Origin of the sequence: Thermodesulfovibrio thiophilus DSM 17215 (assembly GCF_000423865.1) — a bacterium.
In the GTDB taxonomy this organism is placed as follows: domain Bacteria; phylum Nitrospirota; class Thermodesulfovibrionia; order Thermodesulfovibrionales; family Thermodesulfovibrionaceae; genus Thermodesulfovibrio; species Thermodesulfovibrio thiophilus.
Window position 1 is genome coordinate 260,777 of the sequence record NZ_AUIU01000011.1, and the last position, 19,625, is coordinate 280,401.

General features: G+C 33.9%; 16 protein-coding genes. 6 read left to right on the top strand and 10 right to left on the bottom strand.

Going from position 1 to position 19,625, the window contains the following annotated elements:
• Positions 1–185: 185 nt before the first annotated feature.
• On the top strand, positions 186–1,022 hold the full coding sequence (gene hisF, locus G581_RS0102510) for an imidazole glycerol phosphate synthase subunit HisF (RefSeq protein ID WP_028844463.1): 837 nt from the start codon (positions 186–188) through the stop codon (positions 1,020–1,022).
• 21 nt (positions 1,023–1,043) lie between these two features.
• Here the strand turns inward: hisF and G581_RS11515 are convergent, their stop codons facing one another.
• From G581_RS11515 to hisA, 10 genes are all read right to left on the bottom strand, one after another.
• Positions 1,044–4,169: an EAL domain-containing protein gene (locus G581_RS11515; protein WP_051178733.1), complete on the bottom strand. Its 3,126-nt coding sequence runs from the start codon at positions 4,167–4,169 to the stop codon at positions 1,044–1,046.
• Positions 4,170–4,172: 3 nt separating this feature from the next.
• Positions 4,173–5,048 (bottom strand): methyl-accepting chemotaxis protein, encoded by an 876-nt coding sequence (locus G581_RS0102520; RefSeq protein ID WP_028844464.1) that lies wholly within the window; start codon positions 5,046–5,048, stop codon positions 4,173–4,175.
• A 10-nt stretch (positions 5,049–5,058) separates the two neighbouring features.
• Positions 5,059–5,847 (bottom strand): oxygen-binding di-iron domain-containing protein, encoded by a 789-nt coding sequence (locus G581_RS0102525; protein ID WP_051178736.1) that lies wholly within the window; start codon positions 5,845–5,847, stop codon positions 5,059–5,061.
• A gap of 72 nt (positions 5,848–5,919) precedes the next feature.
• Entirely contained in the window at positions 5,920–8,580 is a 2,661-nt protein-coding gene (locus G581_RS0102530; protein WP_028844466.1) for a c-type cytochrome, read from the bottom strand.
• Positions 8,577–9,647 carry a hypothetical protein gene (locus tag G581_RS0102535; RefSeq protein ID WP_028844467.1) on the bottom strand — a complete coding sequence of 357 codons (1,071 nt, stop codon included), beginning with the start codon at positions 9,645–9,647 and terminating at the stop codon, positions 8,577–8,579. The genes G581_RS0102530 and G581_RS0102535 overlap by 4 nt, the downstream gene beginning before the upstream one ends.
• 69 nt (positions 9,648–9,716) lie before the next feature.
• Entirely contained in the window at positions 9,717–11,840 is a 2,124-nt protein-coding gene (gene acsB / locus G581_RS0102540; protein WP_038064683.1) for an acetyl-CoA decarbonylase/synthase complex subunit alpha/beta, read from the bottom strand.
• Positions 11,837–13,198 carry an acetyl-CoA decarbonylase/synthase complex subunit gamma gene (gene acsC / locus G581_RS0102545; protein ID WP_028844469.1) on the bottom strand — a complete coding sequence of 454 codons (1,362 nt, stop codon included), beginning with the start codon at positions 13,196–13,198 and terminating at the stop codon, positions 11,837–11,839. Before acsC ends, acsB begins: the two co-directional genes overlap by 4 nt.
• Entirely contained in the window at positions 13,199–14,149 is a 951-nt protein-coding gene (locus G581_RS0102550; protein ID WP_028844470.1) for an acetyl-CoA decarbonylase/synthase complex subunit delta, read from the bottom strand.
• 8 nt (positions 14,150–14,157) lie between these two features.
• Positions 14,158–14,940: a dihydropteroate synthase gene (locus G581_RS0102555; protein ID WP_028844471.1), complete on the bottom strand. Its 783-nt coding sequence runs from the start codon at positions 14,938–14,940 to the stop codon at positions 14,158–14,160.
• Positions 14,941–15,050: 110 nt separating this feature from the next.
• Positions 15,051–15,779, bottom strand: a complete 729-nt coding sequence (gene hisA / locus G581_RS0102560; RefSeq protein ID WP_028844472.1) for a 1-(5-phosphoribosyl)-5-[(5-phosphoribosylamino)methylideneamino]imidazole-4-carboxamide isomerase — start codon at positions 15,777–15,779, stop codon at positions 15,051–15,053.
• A 172-nt stretch (positions 15,780–15,951) separates the two neighbouring features.
• On the opposite strand from hisA, the gene lptC reads away from it, so the two are divergent.
• Genes lptC through hpf form a run of 5 tightly spaced genes read left to right on the top strand, consistent with a single transcriptional unit; the run spans position 15,952 to position 19,618 of the window.
• Complete coding sequence (lptC, locus tag G581_RS0102565) at positions 15,952–16,473, top strand: LPS export ABC transporter periplasmic protein LptC (RefSeq protein ID WP_028844473.1); 522 nt, start codon at positions 15,952–15,954, stop codon at positions 16,471–16,473.
• Positions 16,451–16,936: an LptA/OstA family protein gene (locus G581_RS0102570; RefSeq protein WP_028844474.1), complete on the top strand. Its 486-nt coding sequence runs from the start codon at positions 16,451–16,453 to the stop codon at positions 16,934–16,936. Before lptC ends, G581_RS0102570 begins: the two co-directional genes overlap by 23 nt.
• Positions 16,933–17,670 (top strand): LPS export ABC transporter ATP-binding protein, encoded by a 738-nt coding sequence (gene lptB, locus G581_RS0102575; RefSeq protein ID WP_028844475.1) that lies wholly within the window; start codon positions 16,933–16,935, stop codon positions 17,668–17,670. Before G581_RS0102570 ends, lptB begins: the two co-directional genes overlap by 4 nt.
• Positions 17,670–19,085 carry an RNA polymerase factor sigma-54 gene (gene rpoN, locus G581_RS0102580; protein WP_028844476.1) on the top strand — a complete coding sequence of 472 codons (1,416 nt, stop codon included), beginning with the start codon at positions 17,670–17,672 and terminating at the stop codon, positions 19,083–19,085. The genes lptB and rpoN overlap by 1 nt, the downstream gene beginning before the upstream one ends.
• Before the next feature lie 11 nt (positions 19,086–19,096).
• Positions 19,097–19,618: a ribosome hibernation-promoting factor, HPF/YfiA family gene (gene hpf / locus G581_RS0102585; RefSeq protein WP_028844477.1), complete on the top strand. Its 522-nt coding sequence runs from the start codon at positions 19,097–19,099 to the stop codon at positions 19,616–19,618.
• Positions 19,619–19,625 lie beyond the last annotated feature (7 nt).

A 19,625-nucleotide genomic window follows, 5' to 3' on the forward strand; every position in this document is an offset into this window, starting at 1 on the left:
TGTTTTTTTCTGGAAATAAAGTTATCCACTGCCAATCAATTTTTATATGTCGTTAACTACCCTACTGTGTATTTGATTGCTGGGAGAAAATCACAATATTGAGGATGAATATGCTAACATATTATATCTTTAATCTTGATTTTGCAAAAATTTAATTGCATTAATAAAAATTTTTGGAGTAACAGATGCTTGCAAAAAGGATAATACCATGCCTTGATGTAAAAGATGGAAGAGTTGTAAAGGGAGTAAACTTTCTTAACCTAAGGGATGCTGGAGATCCTGTAGAAAATGCAATTTTTTACGATCAGGAAGAAGCTGATGAGCTTGTATTTCTTGATGTAACAGCCTCTCATGAAAAAAGAAAGATAATAATAGATGTGGTGGAGAAAACTGCTTCTGTTGTATTTATGCCGTTAACAGTAGGTGGAGGGATAAAAAGCATTGATGACATAAGAAATCTTCTTAATGCTGGAGCTGACAAGGTATCCATAAACACTTCTGCAGTAAAAGACCCTTACTTTATTCAGAAAGCATCGAGTCGATTTGGTTCTCAGTGTATTGTTGTTGCAGTTGATGCAAAAAGAACTGATAAGACTTTCAATCCAAAGGCATATCCTCAAGAAACATGGTTTGATGATGTTGATTTAAAAGATGTTTTATACACTCACCAGTCAGAGTTTGTGCTGTCCACTCATGGAGGAAGACTTATGCGTCCAATAGATGCAATAGCATGGGCAAAAAAAATGGAAGTTTTTGGTGCAGGAGAGATTCTTCTTACAAGTATGGATAGAGATGGCACAAAAGAAGGTTACGACATACAGCTTACAAAGGCAATATCAGAAGCAGTTAACATTCCTGTGATAGCTTCAGGTGGAGCAGGCACACTTGATCATCTTTACGAGGCTTTTGCATATGGTAAAGCTGATGCTACTCTGGCAGCATCAATATTTCATTTCAGGGAGTACTCAGTAAGAGAGGCTAAAGAATTTCTGCATCAGAAAGGAATTCCTGTAAGGATTTGAAATCAAAACTTTTTAATATTTTTATTGAGATATGTTTTTCACTTTTTCTTTGGGCATTGGTTTATAAAAAAGAAATCCCTGCACCATATCACATCCAATAGATTTCAAGATTTCATACTGATCTTTATTTTCAACTCCCTCTGCCAGAGTAATTTTATCAAGTCTTTTTGCCAGATCTATAATTGTCTGGACAATGGCAAGACTTTTCCTGTCTTTTATCATATCTCTGATGAATGCTATATCTATTTTAATTATATCAATGGGCAAATCTTTAAGATATGCAAGAGATGAATATCCTGTTCCAAAATCATCCATTGCAATTTTTGGAGGATTAGTTAATTTTTTAATACTTGAGATTAATTCTATTGCAAAATATGGATCTTCAATAAATATTCTTTCTGTGATCTCAAGTGTAAGCTTATTTCTAACTTCAACAGGAATATCTAAGATTTTTTTTATAAAATTTGCATTGTTAAAAGTTTTACCAGAAATATTAATTGAAATGTTTGTCTTCCATTCTTTTATCTTTTCAATAGCTTCTTTAATTGTCCGATTTTCTAACATCATTAAGTATTGACTGTTTTCTATGTAGTCAATGAAAAAATCTGGATAATAAATTGTTCCATCTCTGTCAATAATTCTCATTAGTGCTTCAAATCCAGCAATTTGCAGACTGTTAGTGTAAAGATAAGGCTGATAATGGAAAACAAACAGGTTTTCATCAACAGCTTTTTTTACAATGGTAATAACATTCCATAATTTATCTGTTTCTTTTTCTATTTCAGGGTCAAAAAATTTAATAGTTCCTGCACCTTCTTTTTTTGCCTGTGATAGTGTTATATCTGCCCTTTCATAAAGAGTTGTGAATGATCTTCCATCTTTTGGGAATAAAGATATAGAAGCATTTATATTGAAAGAAATTGATTTTGTGCCTATTTGAACAATCGTGTTGTTTAACTCATATAGTTTAGAATAAACGTTATATATTTCATCAGTATCAATTGTTAAACAGATTCCAAAACTATCAGATCCGATTCTTGAAATTATATTTGTCTGTCCAAAAATATTTATTAGTCTTTGTGCAAAACTTCTCAAAAGTTCATCTCCTGCAGAAATTCCATGAATTTTATTAATATAAGTCATATTATATATATCAATTAATATAAATAAAATCAGACTAGAGGCTTCTTTCAATTTTAATGAAACAGTTGTAGCAAAACCATTAAGATTTAGAAGTCCTGTAAGAGCATCATAATTTTGAAGTGTTTTAATTCTTTCAGAAAGCACTATTTTTTCGGTAATATCACTTGCCACAGCAACAAATCTTAAAATATTACCAGGAAGTCTTATAGGAATAATTTTAAGGTCAACATGGAAAATTTCTCCATTCTTTTTCCTGTTAGGTGTTATTGCATTAAAAATTTTACCTGAGAGAATATTATTCCACATTTCTGTATAAAACTCTGGAGGATTGAGTCCTGATTTAAATATTCTGGGGTTTTTACCAATTAACTCCGCTTTTTTATATCCACTTATTTTTTCAACGGATTCGTTTACATAAACAATATTTCCATTTTCATCTGTAATAAGTAGCCAGATATCAGAATTTTTAATGGCCTCAGAGATAATGATGTCCTGCCTTATTTTTTCAACTTTTTCCAGTGCAAAAGATAAATCTTTCTGAATTTCTTTAAGTGAATCAACTATGGATTCGGAGAAAAAATAAGGAAACTCAGAGTATATATTAAGCAGCGCAACAATTTTCCCGCTTTTTGAAAGCGGTATTGTACATGATGAAATTAAACCTTTTTTAATCAATTCAGTTATATAAAAACTATCTCTTGAATAAGTTCTTATATCAGGATTAATAACTATCTGACCTGTTTTTAGAGTTTCAATGTCTTTTTTGTCATATTGGATGTCTATTGCTTTAAAAAAAACGGAAAGATCTCCATAGTGAAATTTAGGAATTATTTTATTCTCATCTATAAGACTTACCCATGCGAGTTTAAATCCCAGGTTTTCAACAAGGGCTTTACATATATTATGATAAATATCTTCCTCTGTAAAAGATTCAATAATAATTTTATTTGATTGTTTAAGAATCTCACGAAGATTTTCTGCATGTTTTTTTGAGGTAATATCATAAAAAACTATAAGCCCTGAATATATTCCTTTAAAAAATATTGTATTTGTTAAACATTGTACATAAATAACAGACCCTTGTTTTTTTATATAACGAATTTCGTAAATCTGAGAGAATTTTTTTCCTCTGAGTCTTTTTTTATAGTTTTCAAAAACTTTTTTTCTGTCTTCATGATAAACAAAATCAAGACTGCTCATTTTATAAAGCTCTTCTTCGGTATAACCAAGCAGATTTATCGCGTAGTTATTTGCATATATAACTTTTTCCTGATATATTATGATTCCCATATTGGGAGAATTGATAAATGCATTGACTATATCGTGATATGCCCAGTTTTGGAGCATCTGTTCTAGTTGTTTATATAGATTTCTCAGATTTTCAATCTCTTCATCTGTTGATTTTTCAATATCTTCAATTGACAATATTATATCTTTAAACTTTTTCATAGATGGATGGGCAAGAATATAATGAGGAATTGGAAAACAGAAATCTTCTGAAAAATTTATGTTTGTATAATTTTTTAACTCATCCAATTTTTCTGAATATATAAATCCTATATCTGCAGAACCTTTTTCTACAAGATGTAAGACTTCCCTATGAGTATCAGCAAAAATCAGATGAAACTTCTCAAATTCTTTTTTATGAAATAAAAGAGGAAATAAAAAATATTTTTTGTTGATTAATGCTACATTAATTACATCTTTTTCAGAAAAATATTGTTTTGATGTTATACTGCAGAGAGCACTTTGTTCATTTTTAAATTTTCCTAAGATAAAATAACCTTTATCTAAAAGTTTTAAAGTAGAATCCGGATCAGTATAGAAAAAATGATATTCTTCTTGTTCAAGAGCACTTTCTTCTTCTGAAAAATTTTTAAATGTTATCAATTTTATTTCTTTTTTAAGACAGCAAGCAATTGAATATATTGCTTTTTGCAACTTACTGATATCTTTTTCAAAATCATTAGGACATAAAGCAAAAGATAAAATATTTTCGGACATAGGTTAAAATTTAGTTATCTTTGAGATTTCGTCATTTACTTTTACAACCGTTGAAAAAACTTTGTATGTTTCAGTAAGCATGGATGCTGTATTTGTAACTCTCTTTGAAACATCTGTCAAAACCTGGCTCTGTTCTTCAATGGCTGTTGAAAGAGTATTAACAGCATCACCAACTGTATCAGACATGGTTTTTGTTCCTTCGAATGCTTTTCTTATATTTTTCATATCGTTTTCAATGTTAGAGAATAGTTCTTTTATTTTTTCTACTTCTCCAACAGCATATGTAACCCTGGTGCTCAGATCCCCAAGTATTTTGCTTATATCCTTAGTTAATGTTTCTGTTTTCTGAGAGAGTTTTCTAATTTCATCTGCAACAACTGCAAAACCTCTTCCTGCTTCTCCAACCCTTGCTGCTTCAATTGATGCATTTAGAGCAAGAAGATTTGTTTGATCTGCGACATCAGAGATAGATGTTACGATATTACCTATGTTTTCAGTAGCGTGTCCTAGATCTTTTATATTTGTAACAACCTCTATTATTTTTTCATTATGTGCTTCAATGTCTTTTACTCTCTTTTCAAGCTCTTTATCCATTGTTTCATTGTGTTTAACCATTTCCTGAACTTCTTCATTTATTGAAGCCACACTTTGTGACATGTCCCTTATCGTTGTATCAATCTCTTCCATAGCAGTGGCTATCGAAGAGACATCGTCTTTTATTCGTGAAAAATTGGAGTCTATTAATCCCATAGTATTTGAAATTGTGGAACCTACAATATTTGATTTAATAAGACCTGAAGACAATATTTTAATAAGGGAAAGATTTGTATCTACATTTTTTTTTGTTAATATAGGTTTTTTATTTTTTTTAAAAAACATATTTTCCCTCCTATCCGTACAACTCATCAGAGATGTCAACACCACATCTTAAATTACCAAGCCAGCTGAAAAATCTCTCTATATGCTCTTTTTTATAGATAATTGCTCCATGCTGTGGAGCAATTATCTGGATATCAAGTCTGCTTATTCTGTTAAGATATTTTTTTATCACAGTGTTTGAAGCAAGATATCGTTTGTGAAAGCCCTCCATGAGTTTTAAATGGTTGTCAAAATCTTCAACATAGGTATATCTTTGTCCTTTTGAGAAGATTGCTGCTCCTATGTCTCCAGTAAAGAGTGTTTTAGAGCGAGAATCATATACATTAAAGTTTGCAATTGAATGCAGAAAATGTGCTGGTATTATTTCAAGAAAATCTCCAGAAGGTAACTGAATTCTACCACCTTTATCCTGTAATTTAACTACTCTACTGACATCAAATATTCCATAATGCGGAAGGAATCTGACCCACCACTCTGAAATATAAACTTTTGCTGGCGTGACACTGAGCCACAAGGCTACACCCGATGATACATCAGGATCCTGATGAGAGAAAAAAAGATGTTGAATTTTTTCAAGATCAAGATATCTAGAAACGTTGGCAACTACTCTGGGAAAAACATGAATACCACCTGGGTCCAGTATTACTCCGATTCCTTTGTTCTCAATCAAATACTGATTGACCTGAACAAGTCCTTCTTCTTCATGTTCTTCCCAGCCAAGCCAGATAAATTTATGCATACCATCATCATAAATAACATCTCCTCTTACAATATCAACCTCTTTGTTTAGTACTGCCATAATAATTCCTCCAATAATGATTTATATCTAAAATTTTACCAGAAAAAGCTATTCTTTGTAATTTTTTATTAGTTAATAGTTATTTAAAAGTGCCTTGTTTCTGAAAGTTCTGATCATATTTGCGTGATGCATGGACGTATTCATTTTAATTTTATGGCATACTTCGCATTTAACCTCTCCTCCAATTGGCAAAGGCATTCCCTGATACTGCATTGCCTGAATGTTGTCTCTGTTTGTTCCATATGGGTTGAATGCAGGATATATTGCATGGGTGGAGCTGTGGCAGGCAATACAGGGAATTCTATTCATGTTTTCTTTTTTTGTTTTAAAAAGCATATTAATGTTAGCTGTCCACTTATTAAATCCATTTGATGAGTTTAAAGGTTTTTGAAATCCTGTATGACATCCAAGACAGTCTGGCTCATTTATCCATGGTTTGCGAGCATTTATCTCATAAAGTGGAGTTTCTGGATTAAGGTTTTTTATTAAAATGTTAGCTGATCTTGAGTTTTTCTGGCCCAGCAGAAGAGCTGTGGCATGTTCATGAAGACTTCCATGGCATTGAGTGCATTGAATGCCAAGTCTGGAATGAATATCACGATTGCATCTTGTATTTCCCTGAGGATCATTGGGATGACATAGATTGCAAGCTCTTGCGTCTCTGTATGGAATGTAGTTTGCGTGCCAAGCATGTATGGAAACTGAAAAGCTATTGTGTCCTTTAACTCCTTTTGAACCAACAGCTACATCTTCATGACAACTCTGACAGAGGATCGGCTTACCTCTTAATGCTGATTGATAAAGTTTTGTTTTATTATGCCTGTCATGTGTTTTAAGAATATTTATTGCTGTTTCATCTGATATGCCTGAGATTCCATTCCACCGCCATCCACCTTCATGACATATCATGCATCTTAATTCAGTTGAAACCGGAGCAACAACTTTTGTTTTTTGCAATATTATCCCTCTATTTTTGTCTATTGCCTGTATATCAAAAACAGGATATGGATTATATGTTCCATCATCATTGTATGGTACAACAGGCAAAGCCTTGGCAATGAAAACCCCATTTTGTTCATCAAGGTCAAATAAACCATGAAGTCCTTTTTCTGTTATTCCCACATTTTCTGGAAAATTTTTGCCGAAATAAAACTCAGCATAATTCCAGAATTTCACATGTTTTGATGGATTTTCAAAACCCTTTTCAATCTGATATCTAATTTGAACTCCTGTAGTTATTATCTCTGGTTTTGCACCGCGCTTAATCAATAATGCCTCGAGATTATTTGCAGGAGGTAAGAATATGAACCATCTGTCAGAATCACTAAGGCAATGCATTCCAAGATCGTTCCACACAAGAAGAATGTATTCGTCCTTTGATGCATTAAATGAAGGAATCTCTATTTTTTCCTCTTTAATTTTGTAGCTCATCAAAGGCAAAGTTGCATCTTTATGATGCAATCCCTTAACAATAAAAGTTGCCAAAGCTTCTATCTCCTTTTCAGTGCCAATGAATTTTGGCATATAATCAAGGACTTTTCCCTGCCCATAAAGTTGTGTAAGAACTCCAAAATACGTAAATCCTCTGGTTTTCTCAATGATGTCATTTTTAACTCCTCCCACTGTATGGCAGCTAAGACATTGAAGATTAAAAATCTCTCTGCCAGTCTCAAGTTTATTTTCTTCTGTCATTTCCTTGATTTTTGACCATTTCGCATATTTTAATAATCCTTCTTTATTGAGTCTTTCCTCGTCAGACACCATTATTGATGAAGAATACATATATTCATAAATAACGTAGGGTTTTCTTGCATATTCCCGCATATACTCAAATCCACCAATCCATGCAAGTCCGATCATCAGTAGAATAAATACGGTAATTTGCTGAAGTTTTCTTGAGGTTTTGAAAATAAACAATATGGCAAGTAAATATAGCAAAACTGTAGATATGATAAATACAGTAACTGTATTACCTGTCTGTCTGTTTAACCAGAAGTTTGTTATTCTTGCATTCTCAGGAATAGCATAAAAATACCAGAAACCTGAAAGAATAAGAAATGGTAATGGAATATAAAGCCATTTTGCACAATATTTAAGAAGTTGTGTTTTGAAGCCACTTTCAGGCAAAAATACAGCTGTAACAAAACCAAAAAGTCCTGCAAACATTACGCAGATTCCTGTTCTGAAGAGCAGAGCTGGTAAATTTGTGGGATTAAAAAACCCATCCCAGAAGCTGAAAGTTTTTAACCAATCTCCTGGTGTAAGCATAAATGTAATTATTCCATTAATTACAAAAAGACTTAACCATGCTGATACTGCATAGATAAAAGCTACTCTGAGCCTGAATCTCTCTGAAAGCATTTCAAATTTATAGTGATAGAGTAAAAGAGATATAATTTCAACCATGAAAAATACCCACTCAATAGCCCATGCAAACACAAAGTTATGTATGAGAATTGATGTTGCCCAAGGGTTTGACAGGGCAATTATAAACCAAATACCAACTCCAGATACTCCTCCGAAAACCATTGTAAGTAAAAGGAAAAACCAGATATGTTTTCTGACATAGTCCCTGAGTTCGGGATTCTTTTCTTTCACACTTTTTAAATCAGTAAGCCATAAAAATATCCCGCCACCCACTGCAAAATGAGATATAAAAACATGAAGAACGGCGATTATAGCAATTAATGTTCCAGAGTTAAGATAATAAAGCTCCCAGACCGGATAGTTCATTTTGTCACACTCTTTGAAAAAGCTGTTTTAAGCAGACAGGCTATGACAGTTAAACCGATAATAAGGACGATCACAAAAATAATAAACACATCCCACTGTGGCGTCATCATTAACCAGGAAAGGTTAAAATTATCTCCAAGTTGAAAAATTCTTAGATTATATCGATTAATTACCATTGAAGCAATGGTAGCCAGTGTAAAAACTGCGGTAGCAGTTACATTTTCTCTGAGTCCGTAAATAAAGCTAATTATGGCAAAGGTTATACCAGAAACAAATACTGTAGTTGCAATTGGATCATCTCCCATGAACTTTAGCATAATACTTTTTTGGAGGCTTAAAAGAAAAACTATGCCAATCATAATTTGTAGCAATGTCGAATAACTGAAAATTTTCAAACCTTCTTTGATTTTTGATGTTTTCACTGCGTTATCAAGATTTCTTCTGAATTTGTAATAAATAGCATAAAAAAGCCCACCAATAGCAAAGGATGCAACAAGAAAATGAAAATATCTTGCAAAGATAGTTAATTCATCGAGGATTATAATTGTTCCTGACCTGTTTGTAAAATATCTGTTCCATTTTTGAGGCAATTCCATGAGAGATATGTTGTTAACAAAAATAAAAGAGATGTAAAAAATAGTCAGAACAACTAGCAATAGAGCTATTTTGGCAAACTTTGAAGTTTCAAACTTTCTGTAGTGAAAATACGCAGCATAATAGGCAAGAATCAGCAGAGGTATGATCGAAATCCAGAATGTTCCTATTAGTATTGAACTTGTATAGAAAAGATTTCCAAAAACAACCTGAATAAATAAGAGTGCTGGTATTGCCATGTTTATCGCAATAGCAAAAAGAATGGGAATTTTTTGTGCAAGGGGTTTATTTAAATCAATAAAATCAGTCTCTTTCTCGGTTTTAATCCATTTATAAAAAAGAACGACACTTATCCCCAAAATTGAATTGATCAGTAAGATATGAATGAAGAAAAAAAACTGTTCTAAAACAATTAAAATCCAGGCAGGTACTGGAAGTGTTTCAGGGTAGGGTATCAGAGGATTTATATTCATGTTATTGAATTATATCAAACAAGGTTTTGAATTTCAACTGAGAAATTAAGAGATTTAAAAGTAAGATTACTATTTTATTATAGAATCCAATTGCAGTGCTGGATGGTTAACTCTTGCAAGAAAATCTACAAGACATTCAACATCTTCGCAAACTGTTTCATCTGCAATTTTTTCAAAAAGGTCAGGAACTTCTTCTTCCTGAGCTCGTTTTTGGAAGCTTTCTCTTATTCTTTCTTTAAGTTCCTTTGGCATCCAGACAATTCTTTTTATCCCACCATCTCCTTTAAGGAACTTTCTTGATGTAATGTAATTAACTCCGACTCCCATAAAACCTGGAACCTGAACTCCTCCTCCAATCATTCCAGCAATGGTTGAAAACTTCATACCAATTGGCGTCATTCCATTGTATCCACGATTTACAATCATCACTCCATTTGCTTCAGGTGTAACAGCTATAATACATTCAAAACATCCACAGGATGTCATTGGATTTTCCATAATTGAGTAAAGATTTATTGTCTCAATTTCTCCACCTGAATGTTTTTTAACATAAGAATCAACTCCACTGTATCTTCCATAAATTGGGTCAATGAGCTCCCCCTTTTCAACAGGCTGATTTCCTCCAGTTGGCTCAATCTCATAAGCTGCACGAGCATCAAGCCATGTAAATGCTCCGCAGAGACCAGGGCGTTCAGGAGTTATGACACATACATGTTTTGGTGCAAAACTCTGACATAAAAGACAGGAGTAAAACGTATCAATATCTTCATCTGTAAGTTTTGCAAGTCTTTGATCCCTTTCTTTATATTCCTTTCTTGCTTCGTCCATTAGCGTTAAAACATCTTTTTCATCCACATATAGATAAACTTCTACTTTATCAACGATGCTTTTAAATCTTGCCTTAACCATGCTTGCAAGAATAACCCCAAGATGCTCAAGGCTTATTCCAGCTTCTTTTGCCATTTTGCTGATTCTTATCCAGTTGATGTCTCTTTGCCCAATGTGCCATAGTCCTTCAGCTTCATTAATAAATGAATGAATCTGTCTTTCAATTACAGGCTCAAAGTCTTTATGCATTTTTTTGCCTGCAACATTCACAACTATTCCAAGAGGCATCTGACCGCCTTTTTCATAACGACTTTTCCACTCAGTCCCAATTATTTCAGTTTTCCCGTCTTCTATTTCTGAGATGTTTTTCATTCTTACCCATTCGAATGAAGGAGTCCTCTGTCCTCCAAACTCAATAAATGTGTCCTCTTTCCTTATGCGTTCACCCTCAAATGCGGGTCCATAAGATACAGGAATGGGTGGTTTTTCAACAACTATTTTCAAACCTCGTGTTTCCAGAGCTTTTTTGACAGTTTTTTCATAGTTCTTTTCTGATGTGAGCAGAGGGTAATCAGCTATTTCAGAAATTTTAAGTTCTGGTAAATCCTGGTCAGAGATAACAGGAATACCAAAGTATATTGCACTTAAGGCAGTGGCAACTGCTGATTCATTAATCTTTCCAAACACACAGGCAAAAGCATTAACTCTATTTCTTACATATTCTAAAATTGCATCTTTTTGACCTGGAATCTGGCCTCCGAAAATCAGGGATGACCTGACTGCCCAGTCAATAACATATACAGTTTGCTCTATCTTTGTTCCAACAGGAACAACATAAACTTCAAAGCCTGTTTTATCTGAATTTGTTACAAAATCCTCTGCAATACTGCCTATTAAAAAGGTGAGAATCTTCTTTTCTTGAAGCTCTTTTACAATTTTTGAGATATTGTCATAGTTAGCCTTTCCTATTAGCACTGCTACTGCGGGAATCCTTCCATCAACAAGTTGCACTCCAAGTGTTCTTTGAACTGTGTCTCCGAGAAAACCATAGTATTGACCTTTATCGTGTTTCTCAGGTTCTTCTCCTCTGATATATTGAAGAGTTAGATATATTTCAGCTAAATAAAGATATGATAGAGTCTGGGAATCCAACTGCTGAATCTTATTCATGAAATCTTTAATTTCTTCAACTGTTGTTATCTTTATTCCTTCAAGAGCATAGATTAAAGGAATTCCATAGGCAGTATCAGGAAGCTCAAAGGACGATGTTCCATGCTCGGATATTATTTTAGATAATAACGAGAATGTTTTATCAAAAAGATGATTTATAGCACCTTGAGCTATTGATATCAATTTATCTATCATCTTCTGTTCCTCATATAGTTTCTCAAAAATGCAGGAAGTGCACTTGCTTCTTTTGGTCCTATAACAACTTTCCATTGAGGTAATTTATCTTCAATAGCACCCTTGAGCATGGCAACATATCCTGGAATTATGAGCTCTTTATGTTTGAGTTTTTCCTCCATACCACTTTCTTTTATAAATTGAGCAATTTTGCCAGCTGAAAACTTTCCAGCTGCCCATGCTGTAAGAACACTTAATCCGTCACAATCCATTATGCCAAGCCATGTTGGAATCTTGCTGTTTTCTATTTCCCCTTTAACGAGGAAATAAGTAAGTGCAAAATTAGTTGTAATAATGATAGGACTCATATCGTCTGCTTCACCAACTCTGTATATATCCTGTTTTACCTGCATCGGAACCTGAGGATCGGAATAAATGTTTTGTTTTAATGTGAAAAGAATCAGATTTTTCCATTTTGGAGTGCTGTTTAAAACAATAATTGATGAGTATTTAAGAATTGCCAGTGATGCAGTTACAGTTTCATAAAATTCTGAATCACGCATGGCAAATGTTATTATTGGATATCCGGCTGATTTAACCTTTTTTTTCAAAGCTGCCCGTCTTATTAATGTGTTATCTCTCATAAGTTCACCTGCTGTCTTGGGTTGAGTATCAATTAATAAATCTTCAATCCCCTGAGCGGATGCCTTATCAATTAAAGAGATAACCTTTTCTATTCCTTTGGCTGTGATTACCAGTGGAATATTGTACTGTTTTGCTATCTGAGTCATCTGAGCAATGTTCTCTTCATTTGCAGCAAAGAGAATGGGACGGTTTTTTGTTAATATTTCATTATTTTTTAAGAGATTAAGAGCTGACTTTGCAGCATCAGGATTGAATGTTCCAAGAATAACAGGTATTTCTGCTTTGTTGATTATTTTTTGTAATGCTGTTGTGAATTTCTCAACATCTGAGGATTTATTTTCAAGAAATATTGCATCGATTTTAAGAAATTCTCCAACTCTTTCAATTTGAGAATTCAAAACGTCCTCAACGAGCTCCTCTATATTTTCATCGATGTCCTTTATTCTGCGAGTTAACACTGGAGGATTAAAAAACTTTTTTTCATGTCTGAACAAACACTGTTCTTCTCCGATTTTTATCGGTTTATTTTTTAAACCAAAAATTATTCCGCGAATTGCCGGAGATGATGCTTCTTTAAGCTTTGCTTTTACTTCATCAGATGCTTCAGGGCATTGTTCAATATTTGCCTGTCCCTGTGCGACCTTCATTGCAAAAGCAAGACATGTTGGAAATCCGCATTTTTTACAGTTTATCTTGGGGAGAAGCTTGAAAATTTCTATTCCTGTAAGTGCCATCTATTTCCCCTTTATTGAAAAAAGTTCTTCAATAAATGTCTGTGTAATTTTTACTGCCTCTGGATGTCTCATTATTAACAGGTCTGCTCCAGAAATCAGAAATGAACATGCTGTTACTGCTTCCCACATTAAAGCCCTTTCATGAAGACTGCCCCAATCAGGAATTTCTACTTCAGATGCCTGCGTTTCCTTTGTTTTCCATACATAAAAACCCACATCTGCAACCATTGGCTGACATAACATAGTATCTCCCTGAATCAGTCCCGCAATTCTTATCCTCTCCATAACTGAGTATGTATATTCAAAACCATAGCCTAATGCTGAACACATTGGATCTATAATTATTTTATCTTTTGGAAAACCTGTCTGGGTAATAAGGATATCTAACTGCTTTGCAAGGTTTACATCGAGCTCAGACATTGCAATAAGATAATGCCCACCTGCCACTGAAGCTGCAGCAATTGTCTTGTAATTACTTTCCTGTGCTTTTCCGATGATGCAGTTATAACCTCTTGCAGCATCTGCAACAACAGGAAGAACCTCGGCATCTTTTTCAGTATGGTTACTTCCAAGAATTATAAGAGGAAGATTTATTTCATCAAGTAGTTTTTTAACCTTATCAGCTGCTTGTTCAGAAGAACTATCCTTACTGTCTGGATGAGTGCTTGCAAGTCTTAGGGCTATTGCTTCTGCACCGATAGATTCACAGAATTTTGCCCATCTAATACTGTCATCCCATACTGAAGAGTAAACCTTTGCAATTTCCTCTGGATAATCCTCTGGTGTGACATCCTGAATTTCAAACGCAATCAAGGGCTTATGTGGAAATTCACCTTCAAAGAAATGAAAGGGTAATGCTGATGCTCCTCCAAAAGATGCTTTTTTATCCCTTCCAAATACAATTTCTGGGATTTTCCCATTATATGTTTCTTTCACTATTTGAAGGCTCATGTTACACCTTATATTTCAAGATAAGAATGGGCATAAAGAGTTTTGCCTGTAATAACATTTATTGTTTTAACCACTTCGATTACTTCTGCGGGATTTACAATTGCTGCTGATAGTCCTTCATACATCAACAGAGCGAAAAAGTATTTATTCAATACGGGTCTTAAATGTTTTGGGCATCCATTTGAAAGATTGCTGAGCCCGACGATTGTTTTCATTGGAGGGTCATTGAGTTCATGAAAAAGTCTCACTGCTTTTAAAACTTCTTTTGCCTGATTCTGAGAGCCAGATATCTGTAATACCAGTGGATCGAGATATATATCTTCAAGTGAAATTCCATACTCTACAGATTTTTCCATTAGCTGAACAGCTATTTCAACTCTTTCTTCAGCATCTCTTGGAAGTCCTCCTTTCCCAACTGTAAGAGCAATTATCGGAACGCTGTATTTTGCTGCGAGTTCAAACATAATAAACCTCTCAGGATCAAGAGAAGTAGAATTGATCAAAGGCTTGCCCCATTGATTATTATGAATTTTAAGCCCTGCTTCCATTGCTGCTGGATTGGTTGTATCAAGTGATACTGGAAGAGGAACTGACTCCTGGATTGTTGTTACTATCCATTCCATTAGCTCTTCCCCTCTATCTTCAGCAGGTCCTATATTTGCCTCAATCATTTGTGCACCGAAGTTCCATTGCTCAATTGCTATCTGTTTTATTGGCTCTTTATCCTTTTTTATTAATGCTTCACGAACTTTTTTTGAGATAATACTCAGTCTTTCGCCAATAATAAGCATCTATGTCCTCCATGAAGTTTCATAGAAAATTTTAACATAAATTCATAATTCTATCTTGATCTTCGATATTTTTTGATTTCAATATCAAAACATAAATCTAGCTTGAGTTTTTATTTTTTCTTCGATTCAATCAAGTTAATTGCTTCTTTTAGGTTCACTGTTCCATGATAGAGAGCTTTACCAATTATCACTCCCCAGAGACTTTCAATTTCTGAGAGTCTAATTATATCGTCAATTGACGACACTCCTCCCGAAGCAATAACGGGAACTTTTACAGCTTCAACAACAGCTTTTGTAGCTTCAATATTCGGACCTGATAGCATCCCATCCCTCGATATATCAGTATAAATTATTCCCCAAATACCATAGTCTTGCATCTTTATAGCAAACTCTGTTGCTTTAATATCTGTAACTTCAAGCCATCCTTTAACAGCCACAAATCCATTTTTTGCATCTATTCCAGCTATAATTTTGTCCGGGAATCTTTTGCATACATATTTTGTAAAATCAGGATTTTCAACCGTCACTGTTCCGAGAATAACCCTGTCAACTCCTGCCATAGACAGAAGCTCGATATCTTCTAATTTTCTAATACCTCCACCAACCTCAATGGTTCCATGAAATGTTTCCCTGATTTTTTTTATGGCTGGAAGGTTCTGAATCTTGCCTGATTTTGCTCCATCAAGATCAACAACATGAAGTACTTTTGCTCCTTCGTTCTGCCACTTTAACGCAGCTTCCTCAGGATTATTGTAATAAACAGTAATATCATGAAATTTGCCCTGACGAAGTCTTACACATTTGCCATCTTTTAGGTCAATTGCTGGAATTATATGCATTTTGTAGTATAACATAACCTTCCGGTACTGAATGGATAAGCCTGTTAATGTGTTAAAGATCATCTTTGCATTAAATTATAATAAGATGAGGAAATTATAACATCTTCAAATTTTTTAAACAGTTTTTATCAAATCGCACCTTAAGGATTTTTTATGGTATATTTAAACAGAGATGAAAAAAATTGTATTAATTTTGGCAGGCTTGATAAGTGTAGGTATCTTACTTTTAGTCATTGATTATATGGATAAGGAGTCCCCAATAAAGGTAAAAATCTCAATGGAAGGTTCAGTTTTTAAAAACGCTGAATTTATTCAGAAGAAAGATGGTCAGTTAAAGCTAAAGCTTGCATCTGATGAAGCCTTTATGAGTGATGATGGGAAATTTATGGATTTGAAAAATCTTACAATGTTTTTTCCTGATAAAGAGTTTACAGTAAAAGCTCAGCGAGGCTTTTACTATCCTGAAACCGGTAATCTTACCCTGAGCGGAGGCATTGAAGGATTTTCAAAGAATTACACAGTTTATGGTACAGAAGCATACTGGAGTCCAAAAGAAGGAACTCTTTATTCAGAGAAACCACTTAAGATTGAAACTAAAAAATTTTCTGTCAATGGTAATTCTGGAAAAGCTAATGCTGATTTAGTAGAACTAAATAAAGGGGTGGTGGCAATTGTATACGCTAATAAGAAGTAGCCTGATATTTTTAGCTTTTTTTGTTCTGATTATCAATCCAATTTTTGCTGAGGAGAAAAAAGAAACATCAGAGCCCATTATAATAACTTCGAAGACTCTTATTAATGACAGTAAGGCAAAAACAGCAACTTTTGAAGATAATGTTGTTGCTAAAAGAGGCGAGGTTACTTTATATGCAAAGAAAATGATTGTTTATTATGAGGATGAACAGAAAGATGGAAGTATCAAAATGATTGAAGCAATTGGAGATGTAAAGCTTATAAAAGGTGATAGAGTTATAACTTCCCGTAAGGCAACTTATTATCCTGAACCAGAAGAAAGAGTAATCTTTACAGGAGAACCGAGAGCAACAGAAGGGAAAAATCTTGTTACAGGAGAAACAATTACGTATTTTATGAAAGATGACAGATCACTGGTGGAAAAAAGTAAGGCTTATTTAAAAGAGAAAAAAACCGAAAAATGAGTAACACTTTAAAAGTAGAAGAATTAAAAAAGAGTTTTGGTAAAAAGGAAGCTGTTAAAGGCGTTAGCTTCAGTGTGCATAGTGGTGAGGTTGTTGGACTATTAGGCCCAAATGGTGCTGGTAAGACAACCACTTTCTATATGATGATTGGAATAATAAATCCTGATAGTGGGAATATTTTTCTTGATGACAAAAATATCACATCAATGCCCATTTATGAGAGAGCGAGGCTTGGTATAGGATATCTTCCTCAGGAACCTTCTATATTCAGAAAATTAACAGTCAGGAATAACTTGAAGGCTGTTCTTGAGATTAAATATGATGGTAATAAAGAAGCAATGCAGAGGATTGATGATGAGGTTAATCAACTTCTTGAGGAGTTTAATCTTACCGAGTTTGCCGATAGAGAAGGTTATAAACTTTCAGGCGGAGAACGAAGAAGGGCTGAAATTGCAAGGGCAATTGCATTGAGACCTATTTTTATGCTTTTTGATGAACCTTTTGCCGGCATAGACCCTCTGGCTGTGGTTGAATTAACCAAGACCATAAAACAGCTTAAAAACAGGGGAATAGGCGTAATAATAACTGACCATAATGTTCGAGAGACTCTTGCTATAACTGACAGAGCGTTTATAATACACAGCGGCAAACTCCTTGCTGAAGGCTCTCCTGATACGCTTGTTAACGACCCTGTTGTAAGAGAAGCATATCTTGGAGAGGAGTTCAGATTATAATGGCACTTGAACAGCGAGCAGATTTAAGACTAACTCAAAAACTTGCACTTACACCTCAGCTTCAACTTCAGCTAAAACTTCTTCAGTTGCCACAGCTTGAGTTAAGTCAGTATATTCAGCTTGAATTAATGGAAAATCCAATGCTGGAACTCGATGAGGATCTTGAAAATATTCAGGAAAAAGAGCAGACAGTAGAGGAATCCGATGAACCATTGGCTGTTGATAAATTAGAAAAAATAATGATAGATGACTATTTCACTGAAAGAGCAGATGATGGAAGAGACCTTGGATATTTTAATCTTGGCATAGAAGAAAAACCATCGTTTGAACTTTTTTATTCAACAACAGATGATTTATGGCAACATTTGTTGTGGCAGTTAAGATTGAGTAAAGCTCCGGATAAAATAAGAGTGGTTGCAGAGATGGTTATAGGAAATATTGATGAGGACGGGTATCTTAAGGCAACAGAAGAAGAAATAGCAAAAATGTCTGAAACAGATATTGAATCTGTAAAAAAAGCTATTGAAGTTGTTCAGGGATTTGATCCAGCCGGAGTAGGTGCCAGAAATCTTAAAGAATGTTTAATTTTACAGATAAGAGCACTTGAATTGGAAAATACAATCATTAAATCTGTGATTGAAGAATATCTTGATGATATAAAAAAGAAAAAGTATGAGCATATTGCCAGAAAATTAGCTATTTCAATTGATGAAGTTATAAAGGCTGTTAAAATTATAGAAAAGCTTGAACCTAGACCCGGTAGAAACTTTTCTAAAACAATGGTAAATGTTCCAGTCCCGGATGTTTATGTAAACAAAGTTGAAGGTCAATATCAGATCATATTGAACGATGAAGGAATTCCAAAATTACGATTGAATAAACTTTACAGACAGCTTTTTACAGAAAAACAACTTCAGACTCAGGAAAGAAAATATCTAAAAGAAAAGTTTAAAAATGCAGTTGAGTTTTTAAAAAGTTTAGAGCAGAGAAATAAGACAATTTACAGAGTAACAGAGAGTTTACTCAAATTTCAAAAAGATTTTTTTGATAAAGGAGTAAGTTATTTGAGGCCTCTTAATTTAAGAGATGTTGCAGGTGAGCTTGGACTTCATGAAAGCACTATAAGCAGAGTAACCTCAAACAAGTATCTTGCATGTGAGCACGGTATATTTAATTTTAAATTTTTCTTCAGTAATGCTTTATCTTCAAATCAAGGGAATGTCTCTACTACCCTTGTAAAAGAATTGATTCAAAACATTATCAACGAAGAAAAAGCAGAAAATCCTCTTTCTGATAAAGAAATTGCAGAGATACTTCAGAAACGGGGGATAGATATTGCCCGTAGAACTGTTGCAAAATATAGAGAAGAACTTAAGATACCACCAAAGCCTTTAAGAAAACTAAAAAAATATTAGGGAGGAAAATGATGAAAATAACCATTAGAGGCAAGAATATCGATGTTACAGAAGCATTGAGGCAGTATATTGAAAAGAGAATAAGCAAATTTGACAAATTTTTAAATGACCAGTCAGAAGCGGTGGTAACAATAAGTACCGAGAAGTTTACACATAAAATAGATGTTCTTTTAAAAGTAGATGGACATTTAATTCAGGCTGAAGGGAAAACTGAAGATTTATACTCAGCAGTTGACCAGGTTGTAGAAAAACTTGAAAAACAGATTTTAAAGTATAAAGAAAAGATTCAGGACAAAAATAAAAAAGAAACTATAAAATATCCATCCACATCTCAAGGGAAACCCGAGTCTCCCAAAGGAATTGTCAAATATAAAAAATTTGATTTAAGACCGATGTCTCCTGAAGAAGCAGTTGATCAGATGGAACTTTTAGATAAAGATTTTTTTATGTTTATCAATTCCTTCACAGGAGATGTTAACGTGGTATACAGAAGAAAAGACGGCAACTACGGATTAATTGAACCTGCCAGATAGGTTGGAA